General features: G+C 37.8%; 19 protein-coding genes. 14 read left to right on the top strand and 5 right to left on the bottom strand.

Going from position 1 to position 20,100, the window contains the following annotated elements:
- Window position 1: 1 nt before the first annotated feature.
- Window positions 2-1,204, bottom strand: coding sequence for a C1 family peptidase (locus tag D8991_RS05075; protein WP_120489083.1), 1,203 nt, complete (start codon window positions 1,202-1,204; stop codon window positions 2-4).
- 197 nt (window positions 1,205-1,401) lie between these two features.
- Here D8991_RS05075 and rplS point away from each other — a divergent pair, with 197 nt between their 5' ends.
- Both rplS and guaA read left to right on the top strand, forming a co-directional pair.
- Entirely contained in the window at window positions 1,402-1,755 is a 354-nt protein-coding gene (rplS, locus tag D8991_RS05070) for a 50S ribosomal protein L19 (RefSeq protein ID WP_120489082.1), read from the top strand.
- Window positions 1,756-1,878: 123 nt separating this feature from the next.
- Entirely contained in the window at window positions 1,879-3,408 is a 1,530-nt protein-coding gene (gene guaA / locus D8991_RS05065; protein WP_120489081.1) for a glutamine-hydrolyzing GMP synthase, read from the top strand.
- 32 nt (window positions 3,409-3,440) lie between these two features.
- On the opposite strand, the gene D8991_RS05060 is transcribed toward guaA, so the two are convergent.
- From D8991_RS05060 to D8991_RS05045, 4 genes are all read right to left on the bottom strand, one after another.
- Complete coding sequence (locus D8991_RS05060) at window positions 3,441-4,577, bottom strand: hypothetical protein (protein ID WP_120489080.1); 1,137 nt, start codon at window positions 4,575-4,577, stop codon at window positions 3,441-3,443.
- 111 nt (window positions 4,578-4,688) lie between these two features.
- Window positions 4,689-5,654: a PhoH family protein gene (locus D8991_RS05055; protein ID WP_120489079.1), complete on the bottom strand. Its 966-nt coding sequence runs from the start codon at window positions 5,652-5,654 to the stop codon at window positions 4,689-4,691.
- 59 nt (window positions 5,655-5,713) lie between these two features.
- A complete protein-coding gene (locus D8991_RS05050; protein WP_120489078.1) occupies window positions 5,714-6,265 on the bottom strand; it encodes a helix-turn-helix domain-containing protein in 552 nt (183 codons plus the stop codon).
- Between the two features lie 154 nt (window positions 6,266-6,419).
- Window positions 6,420-7,472: a TerC/Alx family metal homeostasis membrane protein gene (locus D8991_RS05045; RefSeq protein ID WP_120489077.1), complete on the bottom strand. Its 1,053-nt coding sequence runs from the start codon at window positions 7,470-7,472 to the stop codon at window positions 6,420-6,422.
- A 357-nt stretch (window positions 7,473-7,829) separates the two neighbouring features.
- Here D8991_RS05045 and D8991_RS05040 point away from each other — a divergent pair, with 357 nt between their 5' ends.
- The 12 genes from D8991_RS05040 (at window position 7,830) to D8991_RS04985 (ending at window position 20,092) form a co-directional block, all read left to right on the top strand.
- Window positions 7,830-8,933, top strand: a complete 1,104-nt coding sequence (locus D8991_RS05040; protein ID WP_120489076.1) for a M14 family zinc carboxypeptidase — start codon at window positions 7,830-7,832, stop codon at window positions 8,931-8,933.
- Between the two features lie 25 nt (window positions 8,934-8,958).
- Window positions 8,959-9,894 carry an ABC transporter ATP-binding protein gene (locus tag D8991_RS05035; protein ID WP_120489075.1) on the top strand — a complete coding sequence of 312 codons (936 nt, stop codon included), beginning with the start codon at window positions 8,959-8,961 and terminating at the stop codon, window positions 9,892-9,894.
- Window positions 9,895-9,975: 81 nt separating this feature from the next.
- Window positions 9,976-10,335: a DUF488 domain-containing protein gene (locus tag D8991_RS05030; protein ID WP_120489074.1), complete on the top strand. Its 360-nt coding sequence runs from the start codon at window positions 9,976-9,978 to the stop codon at window positions 10,333-10,335.
- 318 nt (window positions 10,336-10,653) lie between these two features.
- Window positions 10,654-13,614, top strand: a complete 2,961-nt coding sequence (locus D8991_RS05025; protein WP_120489073.1) for a tetratricopeptide repeat protein — start codon at window positions 10,654-10,656, stop codon at window positions 13,612-13,614.
- Window positions 13,615-13,689: 75 nt separating this feature from the next.
- Complete coding sequence (locus D8991_RS05020; RefSeq protein ID WP_120489072.1) at window positions 13,690-13,950, top strand: hypothetical protein; 261 nt, start codon at window positions 13,690-13,692, stop codon at window positions 13,948-13,950.
- Window positions 13,951-14,027: 77 nt separating this feature from the next.
- Window positions 14,028-14,942 (top strand): glutaminase, encoded by a 915-nt coding sequence (locus D8991_RS05015; RefSeq protein ID WP_120489071.1) that lies wholly within the window; start codon window positions 14,028-14,030, stop codon window positions 14,940-14,942.
- Between the two features lie 22 nt (window positions 14,943-14,964).
- Window positions 14,965-15,522, top strand: a complete 558-nt coding sequence (locus D8991_RS05010) for an RsmD family RNA methyltransferase (protein ID WP_120489070.1) — start codon at window positions 14,965-14,967, stop codon at window positions 15,520-15,522.
- 309 nt (window positions 15,523-15,831) lie between these two features.
- Window positions 15,832-16,212, top strand: a complete 381-nt coding sequence (locus D8991_RS05005; RefSeq protein WP_374210807.1) for an HU family DNA-binding protein — start codon at window positions 15,832-15,834, stop codon at window positions 16,210-16,212.
- 421 nt (window positions 16,213-16,633) lie between these two features.
- Window positions 16,634-17,509 (top strand): carbon-nitrogen hydrolase, encoded by an 876-nt coding sequence (locus D8991_RS05000; protein WP_120489069.1) that lies wholly within the window; start codon window positions 16,634-16,636, stop codon window positions 17,507-17,509.
- Between the two features lie 18 nt (window positions 17,510-17,527).
- The gene (locus D8991_RS04995) at window positions 17,528-18,586 is read left to right on the top strand and encodes an agmatine deiminase family protein (RefSeq protein ID WP_120489068.1); all 1,059 of its coding nucleotides are present in this window, start codon (window positions 17,528-17,530) and stop codon (window positions 18,584-18,586) included.
- A 99-nt stretch (window positions 18,587-18,685) separates the two neighbouring features.
- Window positions 18,686-19,258, top strand: coding sequence for a 1-acyl-sn-glycerol-3-phosphate acyltransferase (locus tag D8991_RS04990; RefSeq protein ID WP_120489067.1), 573 nt, complete (start codon window positions 18,686-18,688; stop codon window positions 19,256-19,258).
- 6 nt (window positions 19,259-19,264) lie between these two features.
- Window positions 19,265-20,092 (top strand): SAM hydrolase/SAM-dependent halogenase family protein, encoded by an 828-nt coding sequence (locus tag D8991_RS04985; protein WP_120489066.1) that lies wholly within the window; start codon window positions 19,265-19,267, stop codon window positions 20,090-20,092.
- Window positions 20,093-20,100 lie beyond the last annotated feature (8 nt).

Genomic DNA, 20,100 nt, shown 5'->3' with positions numbered 1-20,100 from the left:
ATTATTGCCAGTTGAGACTGGTGTTTGGTTTTAGCTTTTTGAGGATGTCCTTAGGAATACCATTTTTATGAACCAAGATAGCGGTGGATTTAAACTGTACATAAGGCTTGGTTACATACAGATAGCCATCGTAGTCATTCGTAGTGCCCCAAGAGTTTTTTACTACATAATACTCCTTACCCGTTTGGTCTTTTGCCAATCCTGTAATCTGCATACCGTGGTCGTCTGTAGTTGTGAGGTCATTAAGCCCCAACTGACGCATATCCTCAGTGATTTTTTTATCGGGCTTTGGACCTTTGAAAAGTTCAGCCTTGGTAGCGGCATTAATGTTATTTAAATCAATATCGGGTACATAAGCTACTCCATTTTTATAGGAGAAATAAGGCTCGGAGACATCGGTAGCCCAGCCTATGGTATAGCCATTCTTCACGGCATAGTCTATAATAGTAGTAAGCTCCTCCATAGGGATATTCCAAAGCCTGTCGTGGCTCCAATTATCAGGTACGGGCACCACAAACGGCTTGTAGTAAGGATAGTCCTTGTAAGAAGTGAGCTCTACATAATCATCTGGATTAATGCCTACTACCTCCTTAGCAAAGGACTGAGGGGTATATTTCTTTCCATTATAGGTAAAAGAGGAAGGGTATTGCCCCAAGTAGGAATCGAGAATCATATCTACATTGTCCATCCAGTTTGGAGAGAGCTTCTTGGCAGGATTTTTTACATAAGCATCGAGTACGGATTTCAATACGGCAGTCATTTCAGAGAAGTTGTTTCTGGTTTTGCCGTCTTTCAGACCTGTATAAGCCTCCTGAGGTACAGCACCGTATTTTCTGTACATATTGATAACATCGTGTAGAGCACCGCCTTCTCCCCAAGAGATTCCAGTACCATCATTGAGTACATAGAGTTTAGCTTTATCGTGGTAAGCATTTCTTGCTGTAAAGATTTCTGCTAAATCTACTGGTTTTTTTCCCATTCTAATCATCTCAGATTCTAAGAATGAATTGCCAGAATAGCTCCAACAAGTGCCAGATGAGCCTTGATCTTTTACGGAAGTTACACCATTCTCTTTGATAATCGTAAATTGAAAATCAGGATTTTCAGATTGATTGTTTTTCAAGCTATTTACCAAATTGTCTTGGGCAAATAGCATACTTCCCAATGAAAGTAATGCAACGAGTGTGAGTTTTGTTTTATTCATTATATAAGTTGTTTTATGTTTCAATACTTGTGAAAGCCCTAAAAGCTGGCTGTTTTTAAAGCCGCACAAATGTAATAAATATTAAATGAAATATTTTTTGCAGGTTTGGAAAAAGTTTTTATTTTTGCAACCTGTTAATCAACCTCTGACGAGAGCCGTGTATGTTGTTTAGCTTTAACAATTTTTTTTAACTAATAATGGATTTAGTAAAGTACGTACAGGACAAGTACATCGCAAAAAAAGATTTCCCTACATTCAAAGCGGGAGATACCATCACAGTGTATTATGAAATTAAGGAAGGTAACAAAACCAGAACTCAGTTCTTTAAAGGTGTTGTTATCCAGTTGAGAGGGACAGGTGCTACCAAGACATTTACCATCAGAAAAATGAGTGGTGATGTAGGTGTAGAAAGAGTATTCCCAATCAATATGCCTGCACTTCAAAAAATTGAGGTAGAAAGAAGAGGTAAAGTAAGAAGAGCAAGAATTTACTACTTCAGAAGCCTTAGAGGTAAGAAAGCAAGAATTAAAGATGTTGCTTTTAAAAAGTAATCCTTTAATGAAAACACAAGAGCACTCAGTATTGAGTGCTTTTTTTATAAAATAAGTGATTTTATCCTTCCATCTTAAAGCCTTACATTTGGGCAATTTTTAAAATTTAATAAAAAATATAAAATGAATAACGGAATTATTATTCTTGATTTTGGTTCTCAATACAATCAGCTAATTGCAAGGAGAGTGAGGGATTTAGGCGTGTATTCAGAAGTCTTGCCTTTTGATACTCCTCTCGATGAGATTTTAGAGCGCAAGCCTGTGGGGATTATCCTTTCTGGTGGGCCCAGCTCCGTAAATGTACCCGATGCCTGCCTTGTAGATAAAGCCCTTTTTGAAGCAGGAGTTCCAGTGCTTGGGATATGCTACGGAATGCAGCTCACTGCACATCTCCTCGGTGGAAAGGTGAAGAAAGGCGAGAAAGGCGAGTATGGAAAAGCTAATTTTGAAATACTGAAAACCAATTCCGTATTAGAAGGAATCTCCCTGACTTCTACAGTATGGATGAGCCATTTTGATGAAGTAGAAACTCCTCCAGCAGGCTTTGAGATTTCTGGAAAATCAGGTGTCATCGCTGCTATGGCGAATGAAGAGCAGAAGATTTATACCCTACAATTCCACCCTGAGGTCTCTCATACAGAAGAAGGAGAGAAGATGATAGAGAATTTTATCTTTAAGGTTTGTAAAGCAGAGAAAAACTGGCAACTTACAAACTATATAGACCGAAGCATAGAAGAAATCCGCAAAAAAGTAGGCCGTGAGAAGGTAATTTTAGGGCTTTCGGGTGGGGTAGATTCATCGGTGGCAGCGGTTCTTATCCATAAAGCAATTGGCAGCCAGCTCACCTGCATATTTGTAGATACAGGCTTGCTCAGAAAAGATGAAGGCAGAAAAGTAATGGAAAACTATGGCGAGCATTTCAATATGAATATTAAAATGATTGATGCTTCCCAAAGGTTTCTCAATAAACTCAAAGGCATCTCAGATCCAGAGCAAAAGAGAAAAATTATAGGCAATGAATTCATCGCTGTTTTTGATGAGGAATCCAATAAATTAGAGGGTGCAAAGTTCTTAGCGCAAGGTACAATCTACCCAGATGTGATAGAAAGCCAATCGGTGAAAGGCCCTTCTGCGGTCATCAAATCTCACCATAATGTAGGGGGGCTGCCAGAAGATATGAAGCTAGAACTCCTCGAGCCTCTTCGAGAGCTCTTTAAAGACGAGGTGAGAAAAGTAGGTGAGGAGCTCGGCATTCCGCATCACTTGGTGCATAGGCATCCGTTCCCAGGGCCGGGCTTAGGCATCAGAATTTTAGGTGAAGTAGATGCAGAAAAGGTGAAAATCTTGCAAGAAGCAGATGATATTTTCATCGAAGAGCTCTATAAAAGCGGTCTATACGATAGCGTTTCTCAGGCATTTGTGGTACTCCTCCCTGTGAAATCTGTCGGGGTAATGGGAGACGAGAGAACCTATGAATATACCGCTGCAGTGCGCTCGGCAAATACTATAGACTTTATGACGGCAACTTGGAGCCGACTGCCTTATGACCTCCTCGAGACGGTATCTAGTAGAATCATCAACGAAGTAAAAGGGATTAACAGAGTGGTTTATGATATTTCCAGCAAGCCACCAGCAACCATAGAATGGGAATAAGTTCTCAACAAAAAGCAGCTTTAGATATACTTCTAAGGCTGTTTTTTATTTCTTCTAATACTTAGGTTCAGGATGATGAGCGCAGTCATTATGATAAGAGAGGCGAGGAGCAGGCCTTTCGGAGCCAAAAGATAGGGAATGGGGTAGAGCCCCGCTATGCCGAGTATGATTTCATTGAGGATAATGCCAAAAATCATTAGATAAATCCCTGCTTTTACCCCTTTATTTAATTCAAAAATACGGATCTCAAGGATTTTCCAGATGAGGAAAAGACTGATTCCCATTAGTAAAACGAGATGCAGGAAGCCAATGACAAAATTGAGATTATCAAATATAAAAGCCCAAGCTGGAATCACGGAAATGCTTTGAAATAAGAATTTCAGGATGAGTGCAGTGCCAGAGACGAGGAATGCCAGCTTTTGCACCGCCGACCAATCTTCAGAGATTTTGGGCCAGTGTTTTTTTATGAGTTTTACTATTAATCCAAATCCGTAGAGCTGCGCAATAGCTACGAACCCAAGAAAAATACTTACAGAAGTAGGGATTCCTCTTAGCCATAGCACCGATAGGCCATAGCCCACGAGCGTGCCCGCTGTCAATAGATGAAAAGCAGTATCGTTTGCCTTTTCAGAGATTTGGATTCCTTTTTTTCTAAGGCTTATCAGCATAATTCCAATGCACGAGAGAAGGAAAAAACCATTGTACTGAAAGTGCATATAGAAATAAGTAGCAGCTCTGTAAAGCTCTGGTAATGATTTCTTACTCGCCATAATATACGCGAGAACGAAGATGCCGATTGCTGAGAATAAAGCAGAGAAACTCCCCATCCTGAGCCAAGGGAGCTCGGAGGAAATTCTCCCTTTAGTATCTTTCATTATGAAGGAAAAATAGGCAAAGCCTACGCATAGGGCAAGGGTAGCAAAGATAATCGAAAGCCAGAAATAGCCTCTGTACATAAACGAAAACATCATTCCGTAGGAGGCAATCTGGTTGATGACCATTAGTTTTTTATATTTTTTGATATGGATTCCAAGGCTATCCCTTAGATGCTCTGCCACGAGGAAGTAGAGCAAGGCAGTTACCCAGCCATAAAATGCAAAATGAGAATGAGAGAACCTGAAAAACTTATGCTCTACACCATTAATAGGATAGAGCAGATTATACCTCATTATCACTCCGAGTAGGGAAACTATTAGAAAATTAAAAATACAGAGCCTTATCCAAAAATATTTTTCTTTCATTCTAGCCTGAGAATATATATTTAGGGGTTTATTAAGCAGCTATTCTTCAGCTTCTCTTTGGCGTTTTTCTTCTTCGCTATAAGCATTGATAATCTTTTTCACAACGGGATGCCTTACTACATCCTCTGCTGTAAGATATACGAAACCAATCTCCTCTATACCATCTAAAATCCTAATGGCTTCTTTCAAACCTGATTTTTGTTTTAGTGGTAAATCTACTTGTGAAGGGTCTCCCGTGATGATGAATTTTGCATTCATTCCCATTCTTGTTAGGAACATTTTCATTTGTGCGTGGGTAGTGTTCTGAGCTTCATCTAAGATTACAAAAGCATCGTCTAAAGTACGCCCGCGCATAAAAGCAAGAGGGGCAACTTCTATTATTCTCTTTTCTATGAATGATTCCAGCTTTTCGTGAGGTATCATATCCCGAAGGGCATCGTAGAGCGGTTGCAGATAAGGATCGAGCTTTTCTTTAAGGTCACCAGGTAAGAAGCCGAGATTTTCACCTGCTTCTACAGCGGGACGGGTTAAAATAATCCTTTTTACCTCTTTATCTCTTAAAGCCTTAGCTGCAAGAGCAACGCTTGTATAGGTTTTCCCCGTGCCCGCAGGCCCAATAGCAAAAACCATATCTTTCTTTTCTACTTGCTGCACGAGGCGTTTCAGGTTTGTAGTCTTTGCTTTTATGCTCTTACCATTCGCCCCTTTTACTATAATATCCTGATCGAAAATCAATGCCTTTTCAGTTTCGTCTTTTAAAGCTAAGATATTTTCTATATCATTGATATTTATACTATTATTCCTTGACAGAAAAGCGACAATATCATCCATTTTTTCCTTAAAAATCGCTAAGGTTTCCTTATTTCCTAAAGCGAGAATATGAGCATCTCTCCCCGTGATTTTAAGTGTAGGGAAGAATGATTTTATTAGATTAAAATTTTGATTTCTAATACCGTAAAATGCTTTTATGTCTATATCTACGAGTTCGTAGGCAAGTTCAAACATATAATTTATCTTTTTTTGGGGCTTAAAGATAAAATAAAAAATTAAAATCGATTGATTATTTAAGGCTCAAAGCTCTCAAACTTACCATTCTCATAAAGTAAAATGATTTTTTTGATTTTACTTTCTTCCTTTTTGCTTTGCTCCATAGCCAAAGGGGATGGATTTTCCTCCTTTTTAGGAGAAATTTCTAATGGCTGAGAATCGCTTATATTTTTCTTTTCCACATCTTGTATGGGAATAGGAAATTCTTGCGAAATAGGTTTGGAAGGGCTAATGTTTTCAGATTTATCAGAAATTTCTGTGGGCATCGTAGGGATCTCTTCTTTGCCGAAATTCTCATCATCTATAATAGAAAATAAATCTGATGGCGAAATGTTTTTCTGAGAATCTTTTTCATTTATGAGCATTTCTCCCTCTCCATTAATCAGCCAGTCCCATTGTAGACTAGGGAAGCGTCCTTTTACCTTAGTTATAAAATCTAAGGAAGGCTTGTTTCTCCCAGAAGTGATATGAGAAATTGAAGAGCGAGGCACATCAATCTCATCCGCAAACTCGGAGGAGGAAAGTCTGAAATGCTCAATAATTTTAGCTATCCTATTATTGATATTCATAATTGTAAAATTTAATTATATTACAAATGTAACATAATTTACAAAATCACAAGAATACAAATGTGAAATAAACAGAGGAAGACCCTATTTAGTTATGTGAAATAATAAATTATATAACTAATATGTAGACTTTTATAGTGTATAATATTGTAAATTAATCAAGATTAGAATTTTTTACAGGGTTTAGTAGAGAAGCAATAATACTTGTACATAATATAAGGATAATGGCTATTAACGAATGTAAAGTTTTAAATCCTATATGCTCCAAATAGGTATGGAAAAGCATTTTTAGTCCTATAAAAGTAAGTAATACTGCTAAACCTAGTTTGAGATATCTCAGTTTATCAACAAAACCTGCAAGTAAAAAGAACATAGACCTAAGCCCTATTATTGCAAATATATTAGAGAAAAATACAATATAAGGGTCTTTTGTAACAGAGAAAATAGCTGGAATACTGTCTACAGCAAATATCAAGTCTGTAAATTCTACGATTATAAGTACTAAAAACAAGGGAGTGATTTTAAAAATCCCATCAATTTTAGCCCAGAATTTCTGCTCAATAAAAGTGTGGTGTATATTAAAATATTTACTTGTAAACTTTACAACAGGGTGATTATGAATATCTATTTCTTCATTCTTATCTTTATCAAAAAACATTTTAATTCCAGAATAAATTAAGAATCCTCCAAAAATATAGAGTATCCAGTCAAATTTACTAATTAAGGTTGCCCCTAAGAATATGAAGATAAAACGCATTACAATCGCTCCTAAAATCCCCCAGAAAAGCACTCTGTGATAATTCTCTTTGGCTACATTAAAGGAGGTAAATATGAGCAGCATAACAAAAATATTATCCACAGAAAGAGCATATTCTACTATATAGCCTGTAAAAAATTCCACAGCAAGATTTTGATTATATATACTGATACTTTTATCTAAATTATCTGGAATAATCTGGATAGGGTGGTGGTGCTTGTTTACGATATATTCTAATTTCTCAATGCTTGTAATATTATGAATGTAAAAGCCATAGTATCGTAAGAGAATATAAAATCCTGCTGCTAACGAAACTACAAAAACACTCATAAAAGCTGCCTGTTTTACAGATATAGATTTATTTTTTTTGCTTAGAACCCCTAAATCTAAAACCAATATAAAACCTACAAGAAGTAGGAAGCCTATTAAGAATATATTTTCGTGCGACATTTTTAAAATTTAAGCTACCAAAGATACAAAAACTAAATATTTCTCTGTGATTAACTTTTGTAAAACATAGATTAATTAGATTTTTTTGGAAAGTATGCCGTGTTTATCAAATTTATCACTATACAGTATATAGAGACTTGTATTTTATATAAAGCTAATATTATTTATAGCTTTATATAAAAATTGTAATTAACTGATTTAATTTATTGTAGTGTTTGTTATTGAATATAATTTAATTAACAAAAATATTAACAGACAAAATGTCACATATTGGCGTTTATGTTGTATTACAAATGTAAATAAGTTCTTTTTAAAGCTAAATAGATTATCTTTGAAAAGTTAATTAACATTGTTAAAATGATTTTTGAAGAAAATTATATACAATCGCCTAATTTTCCCTATCGTTATATTCGCCCAAATAAGTTGTTTCAATTTATACGGGAGAATCTCAGCAATTACGAAGAAATAGGGAGTTCACATTTAGAAAAACCTATTTATAAAGTGAGTTTTGGTACTGGAAAAATAAAAATAATTGCCTGGTCTCAGATGCACGGAAATGAGAGTAATGCTACCCTTGCTATGCTTGATTTATTGGAAACCTGGAAAAAACATCCTGTATTATTAGATGAAATCTTCCAAAAAGTACAGTTAGATTTTATTTTTATGCTCAATCCTGACGGCTCTGAGAGGTGGACAAGAAGAAATGCTATTGATATAGATGTGAATCGAGATTTTTTTAAAGAATCAAGTAAGGAGATCCGTGTTCTAAAAGAAACTGTATCAAGTTTGCATTATGATTATGCATTTAATCTCCACGAACAAAGGACAATATACAGTACGGATGGTATTCACCCTGCAACGATGTCTTTTTTATCGCCATCTGAGAATGAAGAGCGGGAGATTACCGAAACGAGGAAAAAAAGTATGGCTGTTATCAGCTATATTTCTAAGCAAATGGAGAGGATTATCCCCCACCATATCGCGAGGTATACAGATGAGTTTTACCCCACTTCCACAGGAGATAACTTTACTAAAATGGGAATCCCTACAATTTTATTTGAGGGTGGTCATTTTGAGCAAGATTATTTAAGACATCAAACCAGAAAGTATTATACCATAGCATTGTATTACGGCTTAAAAGCCATTTCAGAGCTCATAAATTCAACCAAAGACTGGGAGGATTATTTTAATTTGCCAGAAAATAAAGAAGACCATTTTGACATTATATATAGGAATGTAAAGCTCAATACGGATTATGATTGTGTACTGGATATTGCAGTACAGTACCAGGAGCAGATTTTGGAAGGAAATCAGGAGATTTCCTTTGTACCTATTGTAGTGGAAGTTGGTGATTGTAGCAGAAAGAAAGGTTGGGAAGAAATTGATTGTACTGATAAGTATTTTAAGAGTGAAAGCCTCTTCCCAAAGCTCGATTCTCCACAAAATTTTGATATAGTATAAGTTATCAGGATATTAAATTGATATTATGTTATTAGAAATAAAAAATCTTTCATTTTCCTATGAGGAAGATAAGCCCATCTTTAAAAATCTCAATCTCAGTTTTGATAAAGGGAGAATTATCGCACTGGCAGGTGAAAGTGGCTGTGGAAAATCCACACTTTTAAGTCTTATTTATGGGCTTTATGACTGGCAGGAGGGGGAGATTTTCCTTGAAGGGAAACCTCTTTGGGGACCTAAAGGAAACCTTGTTCCTGGTGAGCTGGAGATGAAATTTGTAGCGCAGGACTATGATTTAATGCCCTATGCAACCGTGGCAGATAATGTAGGTAAGTTCATTTCTAATATTGATTTAAACTACAAACGAGAGCGGGTAAATGAACTGTTAAGAGTAGTGGGTATGGAAGAGTTTACAAATGTGAAACCCAAATTTCTTAGTGGTGGGCAGCAGCAAAGAGTTGCTATTGCACGAGCGTTATCTGTTCCTCAAAAACTGATATTATTAGATGAACCATTTAGTAATCTCGATTATCCAAGAAAGGTAGAGCTTAGAGAAAATCTCTTTGAATATGCACAGAAAGAGGAAATTTCTATGCTTATCTCTACTCACGAAATTGAGGAAATAATGCCTTGGTTGGATGAAATCATTATACTGAAACAAGGCAAAATTGTACAGCACGATATTCCTGAAATTGTGTATCAACAGCCCGTAAATGAATATGTAGCTAAACTTTTTGGAGAGGTTAATATCTTTTCAGAGGAGGAGAGAAACAGGTTGGGTATTAGTAAAAATATGTATTATCCATCAGAATTGAGAGTGATAGAAAAGGGTGGTTGGGAAGCAGAGGTATTAGAGTCTCGTTTTTCTGGATCCTTTTATAGAAGTAAGTTATCACTAATTGGTAAAAAGCTCATTATTTATACCTCTCACGAGCTTGTGGGTAGTGTGAATATCTCTTTTTAATCTCCAAGAAATTCTTTATTATACGATAATTTTCAAATGTAAATAAATCTTAAAACTTATTATAAACACAAAATAGAAACTATGCAAAAATTTTTCATCAAAAGGATTTATGAGCAACCATCCGCAGAAGATGGATACAGAGTTTTAATCGATAGACTTTGGGCGCGTGGTATTACAAAAGAAGAAGCGCAGCTCGATGAATGGAATAAAGACTTGGCGCCTTCCAATGAACTTAGAAAGTGGTTTCACGAGGATAGTATCAATCGTTGGGAGGCTTTTGTACAAAAATATAATGCCGAGCTCAAAACCAATTCCTCTGCTGTAGAGGATTTCCTTACCCGAGTAAAAGACCAGCAAAAGGTTACCTTAGTCTTTGCAGCTAAAGATGAGCAGCACTCACAAGCCCCTATCTTACGAGATTATTTAAATCATATTTTATAGCTTAATCATAATAGCAGTAGCAAGGTGAGCGATTAGAGATTGTATCTTAGTGTATAGTGAATTTGTATAAAAACCTTACTTTATGCTATGAATAATCATCCCTCGAATAAGTAAATGCTCCTCAGATTATGGTGCGCCTCACTGGCTATGATGCGTGTGCACCATATACCACACCAAGTGTTCCCCATACGAGTGTCTAAGTGCATCACCTACAAGGTGTGCTAGAAGCTAAGAGCTAAAAGCCAAAAGCTAATTGTGGTTGGGTAATAAGTTTTTCTTATTTTCGTTGTCCTAAAAAATAAAAAGATACAAGAGGATATGAATACTCATAAAATTTTTCTTTCTGTGGCGGTGCTTTCTTTTGTTTTGGGCGGTGCACAGCAGTCAAAATACTTCAGCGATAAGGAAAATTATCGATGGGGTTTAGCAGAGAATCTTTATCAAACGAAAATCTATAGCGCTTCGCAGTACGAGTATGCGAGGCAATATTTTTTTAGTTCGCATCTTTCGCACTCGCGGCAGGAGGCTTCGCAGTTTTTTGATGCGATTGTGGGCGTCATTCTCCAAAAAAATTATGCGGAGAAAGGCTTAGAGGCATTTATGAGGGACTATCCTCAGTCCGCCTATTTCGCAAAAGCAAGCCTTCCGCTGGCAGATTATTACCTCACGCAAAAAGATTTTGCTAAGGCATTAGAAACTTTGGAGAAGGTAGATGGGCATCAGCTTTCAAAGGAAGAAAATACGGACTACATCCTTAAAAAAGGCTATGCAAAATTTATGATGGGCGATACGAAAGGAGCAATCCGAGACCTAAAGCAAGCGCATCATCAGATTGATGAAGAGCACAGGGCAGAGGTAGCCTATATGCTCGGGCATTTGCACTATGCCGAGGGGGATAATAAGGAGGCTTTCCAATATTTTGATAGCATAAAAGAGGATGAGAAATATGTACAGCTCGTGCGACCCTACTATGTGCAGCTCTACTTTAATGAGAAGAATTATGATAAGGCAATAGCCGAAGGAAATGAACTGCTGGGCTATGATATTTCAGATGAATACAAAGCCGAAGTACACAAGATAATAGGGGAGAGCTACTTTATGAAAGGCGATTATGAGCAGGCGTATCCTCATTTGAGACTCTATCTCAATACTCAGCAGAGCCCTACGGAGAATGATTTGTATGAGATGGGCTTCGTTTGCTCCCAGCTTCAGAAGTATGAAGAGGCGGTTTCGTATTATAATCAGCTCATCCATTCGAGTTCTGCTATGGCACAAAACGCCTACTATCAGCTGGGGAATGCTTACCTGCAAACGGGAAGAAAGCAAGAGGCGCTTTCGGCATTTCGCTCGGCTTTTCAGATGGATTATGACCTCAAAGTACAGCAACTCGCCAATGAGCAATATGCAAAGCTCAGCTATGATATAGGGAACCCTTTTGAGTCTGCTCCTGCGGTGATACAAGGTTATATTCAGAAGTATCCTAAAAGCCCAAAGGTGGTAGAAATGAAGTCCCTACTCGTGAAGTCTTACCTCTATTCGGGGAACTATCGAGAGACTTTGGAGGCTATTGATAAGCTCCCGAACTCTACATCAGAAACCGACAAAATAGACCAAGAAGTATCGTTTTTACTCGGTACGGAGGAGTTTAATAAAGGTAATTTTGATGAAGCAGAGAAATACTTTCTCCGTAGCTTGGAAACGCATCAGAATAAGGAAATAACCCCTCGAGCTACCTACTGGCTTGCGCAGACCTATTATAATAAGGCGAATTATCCTTCTGCGATTGAGCGATATGAACGAATTTTGAAGGAGGACTTCCCAGAGAGGCAGCAGTTGCCGTATGACCTTGCATATGCCTACTTCAAAGCGAAGAAATTTGATAAAGCGAAGCAATACTTTAAGGAATATCTCAAAAATCCTAAGCCTGAATTTAAATCCGATGCAGAGCTCAGGCTGGCAGATACATTCTATGCCGATAATGAACTGAATGAAGCCATAGCCATCTACGATAAAACCGAGGCTTCTGAAGATTATACCCTTTTCCAAAAAGCAATGGCGCTGGGCTTTAAAGGTGATACACAAGCGAAAATCAACAGCTTGAAAACCCTCATCACTAAGCATCCAAACTCTGAATATACAGATGATGCCCTCTACGAGCTTGGGACGGCTTATGCTTCGCAGGATGATTTCACTCATTCTAATGAGTATTTCTCCCGAGTGATTAAAAGCAGTTCTGATAAGGATTTAATTGCAAATGCACAGATTTATAAGGCTCAAAATCTCATCTCACAAGGTCAGGACGAGAAGGCTTTAAATGAATTGAGAACCTTAGGGAGCCAATATAAAAACTCAGCTTATGCCAGCAAAATAGTACAGGCTGCGCGTCCTGTGTTTATAAAGAAAGGAGATGTAGCAGGTTATGAAACTTTTGCAAGCAGTCTAGGTGTGGGTGTAGAATCTTCAGATATAGATGAAATCAATCTCAGTACAGCCAGGAGTCTTTATGCTAAGAAGGACTATAAAAATGCCATCATCCATTATGAGAAATACCTCTCTAAGAATCCTGCTGGTGAGGGACTTTATCAGGCGCAGTATGAGCTGGGAGAATCTCTGTATCAAACCAAGAATACTAATAAAGCCCTTGCTGTGCTTCATCAAGTGGCAGAGGTGCAAAACGATTATCAGGAAGATGCACAGACGAGGATAGCACAAATCTATCTCTCTCAAAACAAAACCAATGAAGCGAAACAATATCTGGAAGTGCTTAGCCAGTCCGCAAATACAAATATTAAAACCTTTGCCTCTGTGGAACTGATGAAGCTCTTTGCTACTCAGGGAGATTTTAAACAAGCTGAAAAATATGCTGATATTGTTATCTCTACCCCGAATAATTCTATCTCTACTCTGGAAATAGCAAAAGTCATTAAGGCTCGTTCTCTGATGAACAGCGGTAGAGATAAAGAGGCTCAAAAGGCTTATGCTTCATTAGAAAAGTCTTTAAATACTGAGGTGGCAGCAGAGGCGCTCTATGTAAAGGCTTTCTACCAAAATAAAGCAAAGGCATATAAGTCCTCAAACGAGACGGTCTTTAAACTGGCAAATAACTATTCCTCTGAAGAGTATTGGGGAGCGAAAGCACTACTTGTAATGGCAAGAAATTATATCGGTCTAAAAGATAAATATCAGGCGAGCTATATGGTAGATCAGCTGATAGAGAATTATACCGATTACCCAGATATTATATCCGAAGCAAAAGAGATAAAGAAATTGATTAAATAAGGTTTTTATAATATTTGTCATATTTTTTAAATCGGAAATTAATACATTTGCAGCATTAAAATAGTTTTATAAATTATGAAAAAGTTAATGTGTTTAGCTCTTTTAGGATTTGGATTAAGTTTCGGATTTGCACAAGAGCAAGAAAAAGGAACTCAGGAAACTGAGAAAAAAGAATGTTGTAAAGCTGATGCAAAGAAAGATAAAGATTGTTGCAAGGCAGACAACGAAGGTAAGCAAGCAGACTGCTGCAAGAAAGATGCAAAAGGTAAGACAGCAGCTTGTTGCAAGACCAAAAACAAAAAAGAGAAAAAGGCTTGTTGCTCTACTAAGAAATAACAAGTACTTCCTTAACTTAAAATGTGGTAATAATAGAGTTGCCACATTTTTTATTCCGTATTATAATTAGAGATTAGATGGATTATAAGCAAATTTCTACCGAGATATACAACGATGTTCTCGCAGGGGAAAACTTGGGCAGCCTACCTTCATACATCCCCGAGCTGGCTTCGGTGAGCAAAGATAAATTTGGTGTATTTTTCTTCGGGTTGAAAGAAGAATCTTTCGGGATAGGAGACTATCAAGAGAAGTTCTCCATACAGAGTATTGCCAAAGTACTATCAATGTCCCTCGCCTACAGAGAGCTGGGTGCAGATATTTGGAATAGGGTAAATGTAGAACCTTCGGGTACTTCTTTCAACTCATTGGTTCAGCTGGAAACAGATGCAGGAATCCCCAGAAATCCACTCATCAATGCAGGGGCTATTGTGGTATGCGATATCCTTCTTTCCCTGTTTAATGATGCTCCAGAGCGTTTTCTGAATTTCGTAAGGCATCTTGCTAATAACAGCAATATTGATTATTCTAAAAGAATTGCAGAGTCTGAAAAATCTGTAGGATACCGTAATTATGCCCTTTGCTACTATTTAAAATCGTTAGGAAATATCCATAATAGCCCTGAGGAGGTACTGGATTTTTACTTTAATCTCTGCTCCATAGAGATGACCTGCGAGGAGCTTGCCTACACTTTTTCCTTTTTGGCAAATGATGGAATTACCTTACACGATAATAAAACTGTGCTGAATAACAGCTTTGCCAAGCGGGTAAATGCTATAATGCAGACTTGTGGATTTTATGATGAGTCTGGAGAGTTTGCCTTTCGTGTAGGGCTACCTGGTAAGAGTGGTGTAGGCGGAGGGATTGCTGCCGTGATGCCTGACCATTACAGCATTGTGGTGTGGAGCCCCAGTCTTAATGCAAAAGGAAATTCCTATCGCGGGATGAAGTTTCTCGAAGACTTTACTACGAGAACCAAAATCTCTGTTTTTTAACTTTATAAAATGATGAATTAGAATGTTTAGAATTATATCTGGAAAATGGAAAGCTAAGAAAATCTCTGCTCCCAAGCATTTTGAAGTACGACCTACGACCGACTTTGCTAAAGAGGCTCTGTTTAGCATATTGGAGAATAAGTACGATTTTGAGTATTGTATGGTGTTGGATTTATTTGCGGGTATTGGTTCTATCTCATTAGAGTTCGCTTCTCGCGACTGTCAGGATATCACCTCTGTAGAGCTCAATCCTAAGCATACTGCCTTTATCAATGCTACAGCGGCAGATTTAGAAATGTCTCTTCAAATGAATATACAGCGTGCAGATGTCTATGACTGGCTGAAAAAAAACAAAGGCAGGAAGCGGTATGATATTATCTTTGCAGACCCACCTTTTGACTCTACAGATGAGAGTAAATATCAGGAGCTTATCTCCCAAGTGCTGAGCAATAAATATCTGAAAGAAAATGCAGTATTTGTATTGGAGCACAACAGTAGACTGAAACTGGAGCACCCCAATATCTCCTCCACCCGAAAGTATGGGAATATTAGTTTTAGTTTTATACATTCTGGTGAGTAGGTAGTAGCTCCGTACAAAAAAATAATGAAAAAAAATAGATAAAATATCATGTTTCAAAAATAATTTCTATATTTGTCTCACTTTTAAAGGGAAATATGCAGAAAAATATAAGAAGTTATGGCTGGAACTATACATATGGAGTTCTATTTTCAGAGGATGAAATCCCTCCGAGTAGCTTCTTTTATTCCTAAAAATATAGAGATAGATATAAGAGATTTAGTGAGTACTTAGGCTTTCTTGCATATGCAAGTGAGCCTAATTGCTTTTTGCAGGGTAAGTATTAAGTTAAACCATTTAAATTATATTATTATGAAGTTTAAAATCATTAAAAAGGGAAAACCCGGAGTAGTGGGTGGCGGAGAAAAAAAGTATTACGCTTCCCCAGTGTATTCAGGTGAGTTAGATTTGGATGAGCTCACAGCAAGAATAGAGAAAATCTCTACAGTAAGTGGTGCTGATGTACGCGCAGTGCTTTACTCGATGGTAGATGTAATTTCTCTTGAACTTTCAGAGGGTAAAATCGTAAGAATGGGAGATTTAGGTTCTCTGCGACTGAGTTTTAGCAGCGAAGGTAAGAAAGAGGAAAAGGAAGTAAACGCATCTTGTATTAAAGCATTGAATTTCATCTTTACTGCAGGAGCAAGACTCAAAAAGTTGATGAACGATACAAAGTTTGAGAAGAAAATCTAACATTTTTAAAACATTCTTTGACCACAAAATAAACGCCCTTTAGAGGTGTTTATTTAAAGAAAAAGGCGGAACAGTTCCGCCTTTTTTTATTGAAGAGCTTTCTCAATAGAAATCTATGAACTTTATTAAGAAAAATTTTTACTGTGTTAAGGCATTTTCTATATCTGGAAGTAGAAAAATCTATAATTGAATTCTTTTTATTTCGTACTGATGAAAAAGAAATTTCATAGTGATGAAAATATAATTTCGTAGTGATGAAAATATAATTTCGTAGTGATGAAATTCTCAGTATTTAGTATTGAGGGCTAATTTGCTTATTATGAGAGCCTCACCGGCTACGGTGTGTCTTACTGGTGATGGTGCTATAAGGGTGGTTGGCTTTGAATTAAAAATTCTATTTTTGCAGCTCAAAAAATAGATTATGTCAGCAGTAAAAATAGGAACAGTACAGATGTCCTGCGTAAAGGATAAGCAGGAAAACCTGAATAAAGCCATAGAAAAAGTGAGGGAAGCGGCAGCGAGAGGTGCTCAGATTGTTTGTCTTCAAGAGTTATTTACTTCTTTATACTTCTGTGATGTGGAAGATTATGACAATTTTGACCTTGCGGAATCTATACCTGGACCTTCCACAGATGCACTTTCTGCAGTAGCAAAGGAGCTGGGGGTGGTAATTATCGCTTCGCTTTTTGAGAAAAGGGCTGAGGGGCTTTACCATAATACTACGGCTATCCTCGATGCAGATGGTTCATACCTTGGGAAATATCGCAAAATGCATATACCTGATGACCCTGCTTATTACGAGAAATTTTACTTTACACCAGGTGATATGGGTTATAAAGTCTTTAAAACTCAATTCGGTAGGGTAGGAGTACTTATTTGCTGGGACCAGTGGTATCCTGAGGCATCAAGGATTACAGCATTGATGGGAGCAGATATTCTTTTCTATCCTACAGCTATCGGCTGGGCTACAGATCAGGATGAAGAGACCAATAGAGACCAGTATAATGCGTGGCAGATTATTCAGCGTTCGCATTCGGTAGCGAATGGTTTGCCTGTAGTTTCCGTAAACCGAGTGGGTTATGAGCAGGATGGAGCAATGAAATTCTGGGGAGGAAGTTTTGTAACCAATGCACAAGGCAAGCTCCTTTATCTTGCTTCCCACGATGAGGAAGAGGTAGCTGTAACCGAAGTAGAACTCGGGCAAACCGATTATATGAGAAGGCATTGGCCATTCCTTAGAGACAGAAGAATAGATAGCTATCAACCTATTCTTAAAAGATTTATAGACGAAGATTAATCCCTACTCGATAAAGAAATGAATACTCAGGTAGATACTACAAAAACCCCGAAATCTCAAGGTTATTTCTTCCCTGCTGAATGGGAAGAGCACGAGGCAACTTGGCTCAGCTGGCCACATAAAGAGGAATCTTGGCCAGGTAAAATTGATACCATTTACCCCGCTTATTGTGAGTTTATAAAGGTGCTTTCCGAAAACGAATTCGTAAGAATAAATGTAGCCGATGAGGAGATGCATAAATCCGCAATGGATGCTATAATGCAGGCAGGAGCAAATTTGGAAAATATTGAAATCTATATACATCCAACTAATGATGCTTGGTGTAGAGACCACGGCCCTGCTTTTCTCATCAACAAAGAAACAGAGACTAAGGTGATTGTAGATTGGGACTATAATGCATGGGGAGGAAAGTATCCACCTTTTGATTTGGATGATGATATTCCTACCAAAGTAGGAGAGGAGCTAAACCTGCCTGTCTTCTATCCTAAGATTATAATGGAGGGAGGTTCAGTAGATTTCAATGGTAAGGGTACAGTGCTCACTTCTAAATCCTGCCTTTTAAATCCTAATAGAAATCCATATCTTAATCAGGAGCAGATAGAGCAATATCTAAAAGATTATTACGGGGTAGAGCAGGTTCTATGGGTAGATGATGGTATTATAGGCGATGATACCGATGGGCATATAGATGATACCATACGATTTGTAAATGAGAATACAGTGCTTGCCGTAGTAGAGGATAATCCAGAGGATGAGAATTATGAAATACTTCAGCACAACCTCAGGCAGCTTAGAGAGATGCATTTATTAGATGGCACGCCGCTCAATATTATAGAACTTCCAATGCCAGACCCTGTTTATTGGGAAGAGCAGAGACTCCCAGCTTCTTATGCCAATTTCTATATTGCTAATAAAACCGTGATTGTGCCTACTTACAGATGCAATAAAGATGCTGTGGCATTAGAGATTATCCAGCAGTGCTTCCCAGATAGAAAGGTAGTGGGGATAGATTCCACCGAGATTATTTGGGGGCTTGGCAGTTTCCATTGCCTCAGCCAGCAGGAACCTTTGGTGTGATATTAAACCTTTAAATAGAGGAACCTTAATCATAAGAAGTCCCGATAGAGAAATGATTATTTAATTATCTTTGTCGGGCTTTTAATTTTTTATTAGAGAATGAAGAAAATTTTAGCGAAACTTATCCTTAAATTGATCGGCTGGAAAATTGTGCTGGATGGCGATGAAGATAGCCTTAATCGGTGTATATTAGTGGTAGCCCCTCATACCCACAACTCGGAATATATACTGGGAAACTTGGCGTATTGGGTACTCGGAAAGCCTCTTAAAATCATTATAAAAGATGCACATACTAAAGCGTGGTATGGCTTTGTGGTAAAAGCTCTTGGGGGGATAGGCATAGATAGAAGCCAGAGAAATGATCTGGTTAATTTTGTGGCTCGTGAATTTGAGAAGGAGGACTTTAGCCTCGTCATTACCCCAGAGGGTACGCGCAGCAGAGTAGAGAAATGGAGGAAAGGTTTCTACTATATGGCAATTACAGCAAAAGTGCCGATAGTTCTCGCTGTAGGCGATTTCAAAACCAAAACAATGCGATTGGGCTATAAAATCTCTTACGAAAGACTCATCCATATGAAATATGAAGAGGTGCTGAAGGAGATTTCTGATTATATAAAAAAGCACAATGTAGTAGCAAAAGTCCCTGAAAACTGGAACCCTGATATTCAATAATACAATATGGCGGTAATAACCCTTACTTCCGATTATGGTTTGGTAGATTACAGAGTGGCAGCTATAAAAGGTGCTATTACCTCTTTGAACGAAGGCGTGAAAGTAATAGACATTACCCACGACATACAGGCATACGATCTGAAGCAAGCTGCCTATATCGTGAGAGATGCTTATAAGCACTTTCCCAAAGGCTCTGTACATATTATTTCGGTGGATAGCTTTTACAGAAAGGAAGTCAAAAGCCTCGTCTATAAAGTAGATGGGCATTATTTCATATCGGCAGATAATGGCATTCTCAGCCTTGTATTTCCAGATATAAACCCAGAGGGCATTTATGAAATCACCTTTAATAACAGGTTTGATGATGTAGTGAATCTCCTCTCGGTAGATGTCTTTGCTCCCATTGCGGTACATCTGTGTAGTGGAGGGCTCCCAGAGGTTATCGGCAGGAGTTTCAGCAATCCGAAAGAGCTCAAACTTCCGATACCTACCTACAAAACTCAGGAGAAAATGATTATAGGTGAAGTTATTTATATAGATAATTTCGGGAATGTGGTTACCAATATATCCAAAGATTTGTTTATGCGAACCAAAGCAGGGTTTTCAGATTTCAAAATTAAATTCAGAACGCTTTCTCTATCTAAAATCTACAATTATTACACGGAGTTTATCACCAATTGGGAAGAGGAACAAGATGGTGTAGGTAAAGCTGTGGCGGTATTCAATAACAGAGAATTACTGGAAATCACCATTTATAAAGGGATGAAAACCAACGGTGCGCAGAGTCTTCTCGGGCTTAGCGTAGGCGAGCGGGTTTATATAGAATACTGCTGATGACAAAG

The sequence above is a fragment of the Bergeyella cardium genome (genome assembly GCF_003614945.1).
Classification (GTDB): Bacteria; Bacteroidota; Bacteroidia; order Flavobacteriales; family Weeksellaceae; genus Bergeyella_A; species Bergeyella_A cardium.
The sequence above is the reverse complement of the archived record's forward strand: the minus strand, read 5'-3'. Positions and strand labels throughout refer to the sequence as shown.

What these genes read in the sequence shown, in the direction of transcription:
- D8991_RS05075 (WP_120489083.1), bottom strand. Translation starts at nt 1,204, where the DNA reads ATGAATAAAACAAAACTCACACTCGTTGCATTACTTTCATTGGGAAGT.
- rplS (WP_120489082.1), top strand. Translation starts at nt 1,402, where the DNA reads ATGGATTTAGTAAAGTACGTACAGGACAAGTACATCGCAAAAAAAGAT.
- guaA (WP_120489081.1), top strand. Translation starts at nt 1,879, where the DNA reads ATGAATAACGGAATTATTATTCTTGATTTTGGTTCTCAATACAATCAG.
- D8991_RS05060 (WP_120489080.1), bottom strand. Translation starts at nt 4,577, where the DNA reads ATGAGGTATAATCTGCTCTATCCTATTAATGGTGTAGAGCATAAGTTT.
- D8991_RS05055 (WP_120489079.1), bottom strand. Translation starts at nt 5,654, where the DNA reads ATGTTTGAACTTGCCTACGAACTCGTAGATATAGACATAAAAGCATTT.
- D8991_RS05050 (WP_120489078.1), bottom strand. Translation starts at nt 6,265, where the DNA reads ATGAATATCAATAATAGGATAGCTAAAATTATTGAGCATTTCAGACTT.
- D8991_RS05045 (WP_120489077.1), bottom strand. Translation starts at nt 7,472, where the DNA reads ATGTCGCACGAAAATATATTCTTAATAGGCTTCCTACTTCTTGTAGGT.
- D8991_RS05040 (WP_120489076.1), top strand. Translation starts at nt 7,830, where the DNA reads ATGATTTTTGAAGAAAATTATATACAATCGCCTAATTTTCCCTATCGT.
- D8991_RS05035 (WP_120489075.1), top strand. Translation starts at nt 8,959, where the DNA reads ATGTTATTAGAAATAAAAAATCTTTCATTTTCCTATGAGGAAGATAAG.
- D8991_RS05030 (WP_120489074.1), top strand. Translation starts at nt 9,976, where the DNA reads ATGCAAAAATTTTTCATCAAAAGGATTTATGAGCAACCATCCGCAGAA.
- D8991_RS05025 (WP_120489073.1), top strand. Translation starts at nt 10,654, where the DNA reads ATGAATACTCATAAAATTTTTCTTTCTGTGGCGGTGCTTTCTTTTGTT.
- D8991_RS05020 (WP_120489072.1), top strand. Translation starts at nt 13,690, where the DNA reads ATGAAAAAGTTAATGTGTTTAGCTCTTTTAGGATTTGGATTAAGTTTC.
- D8991_RS05015 (WP_120489071.1), top strand. Translation starts at nt 14,028, where the DNA reads ATGGATTATAAGCAAATTTCTACCGAGATATACAACGATGTTCTCGCA.
- D8991_RS05010 (WP_120489070.1), top strand. Translation starts at nt 14,965, where the DNA reads ATGTTTAGAATTATATCTGGAAAATGGAAAGCTAAGAAAATCTCTGCT.
- D8991_RS05005 (WP_374210807.1), top strand. Translation starts at nt 15,832, where the DNA reads ATGAAGTTTAAAATCATTAAAAAGGGAAAACCCGGAGTAGTGGGTGGC.
- D8991_RS05000 (WP_120489069.1), top strand. Translation starts at nt 16,634, where the DNA reads ATGTCAGCAGTAAAAATAGGAACAGTACAGATGTCCTGCGTAAAGGAT.
- D8991_RS04995 (WP_120489068.1), top strand. Translation starts at nt 17,528, where the DNA reads ATGAATACTCAGGTAGATACTACAAAAACCCCGAAATCTCAAGGTTAT.
- D8991_RS04990 (WP_120489067.1), top strand. Translation starts at nt 18,686, where the DNA reads ATGAAGAAAATTTTAGCGAAACTTATCCTTAAATTGATCGGCTGGAAA.
- D8991_RS04985 (WP_120489066.1), top strand. Translation starts at nt 19,265, where the DNA reads ATGGCGGTAATAACCCTTACTTCCGATTATGGTTTGGTAGATTACAGA.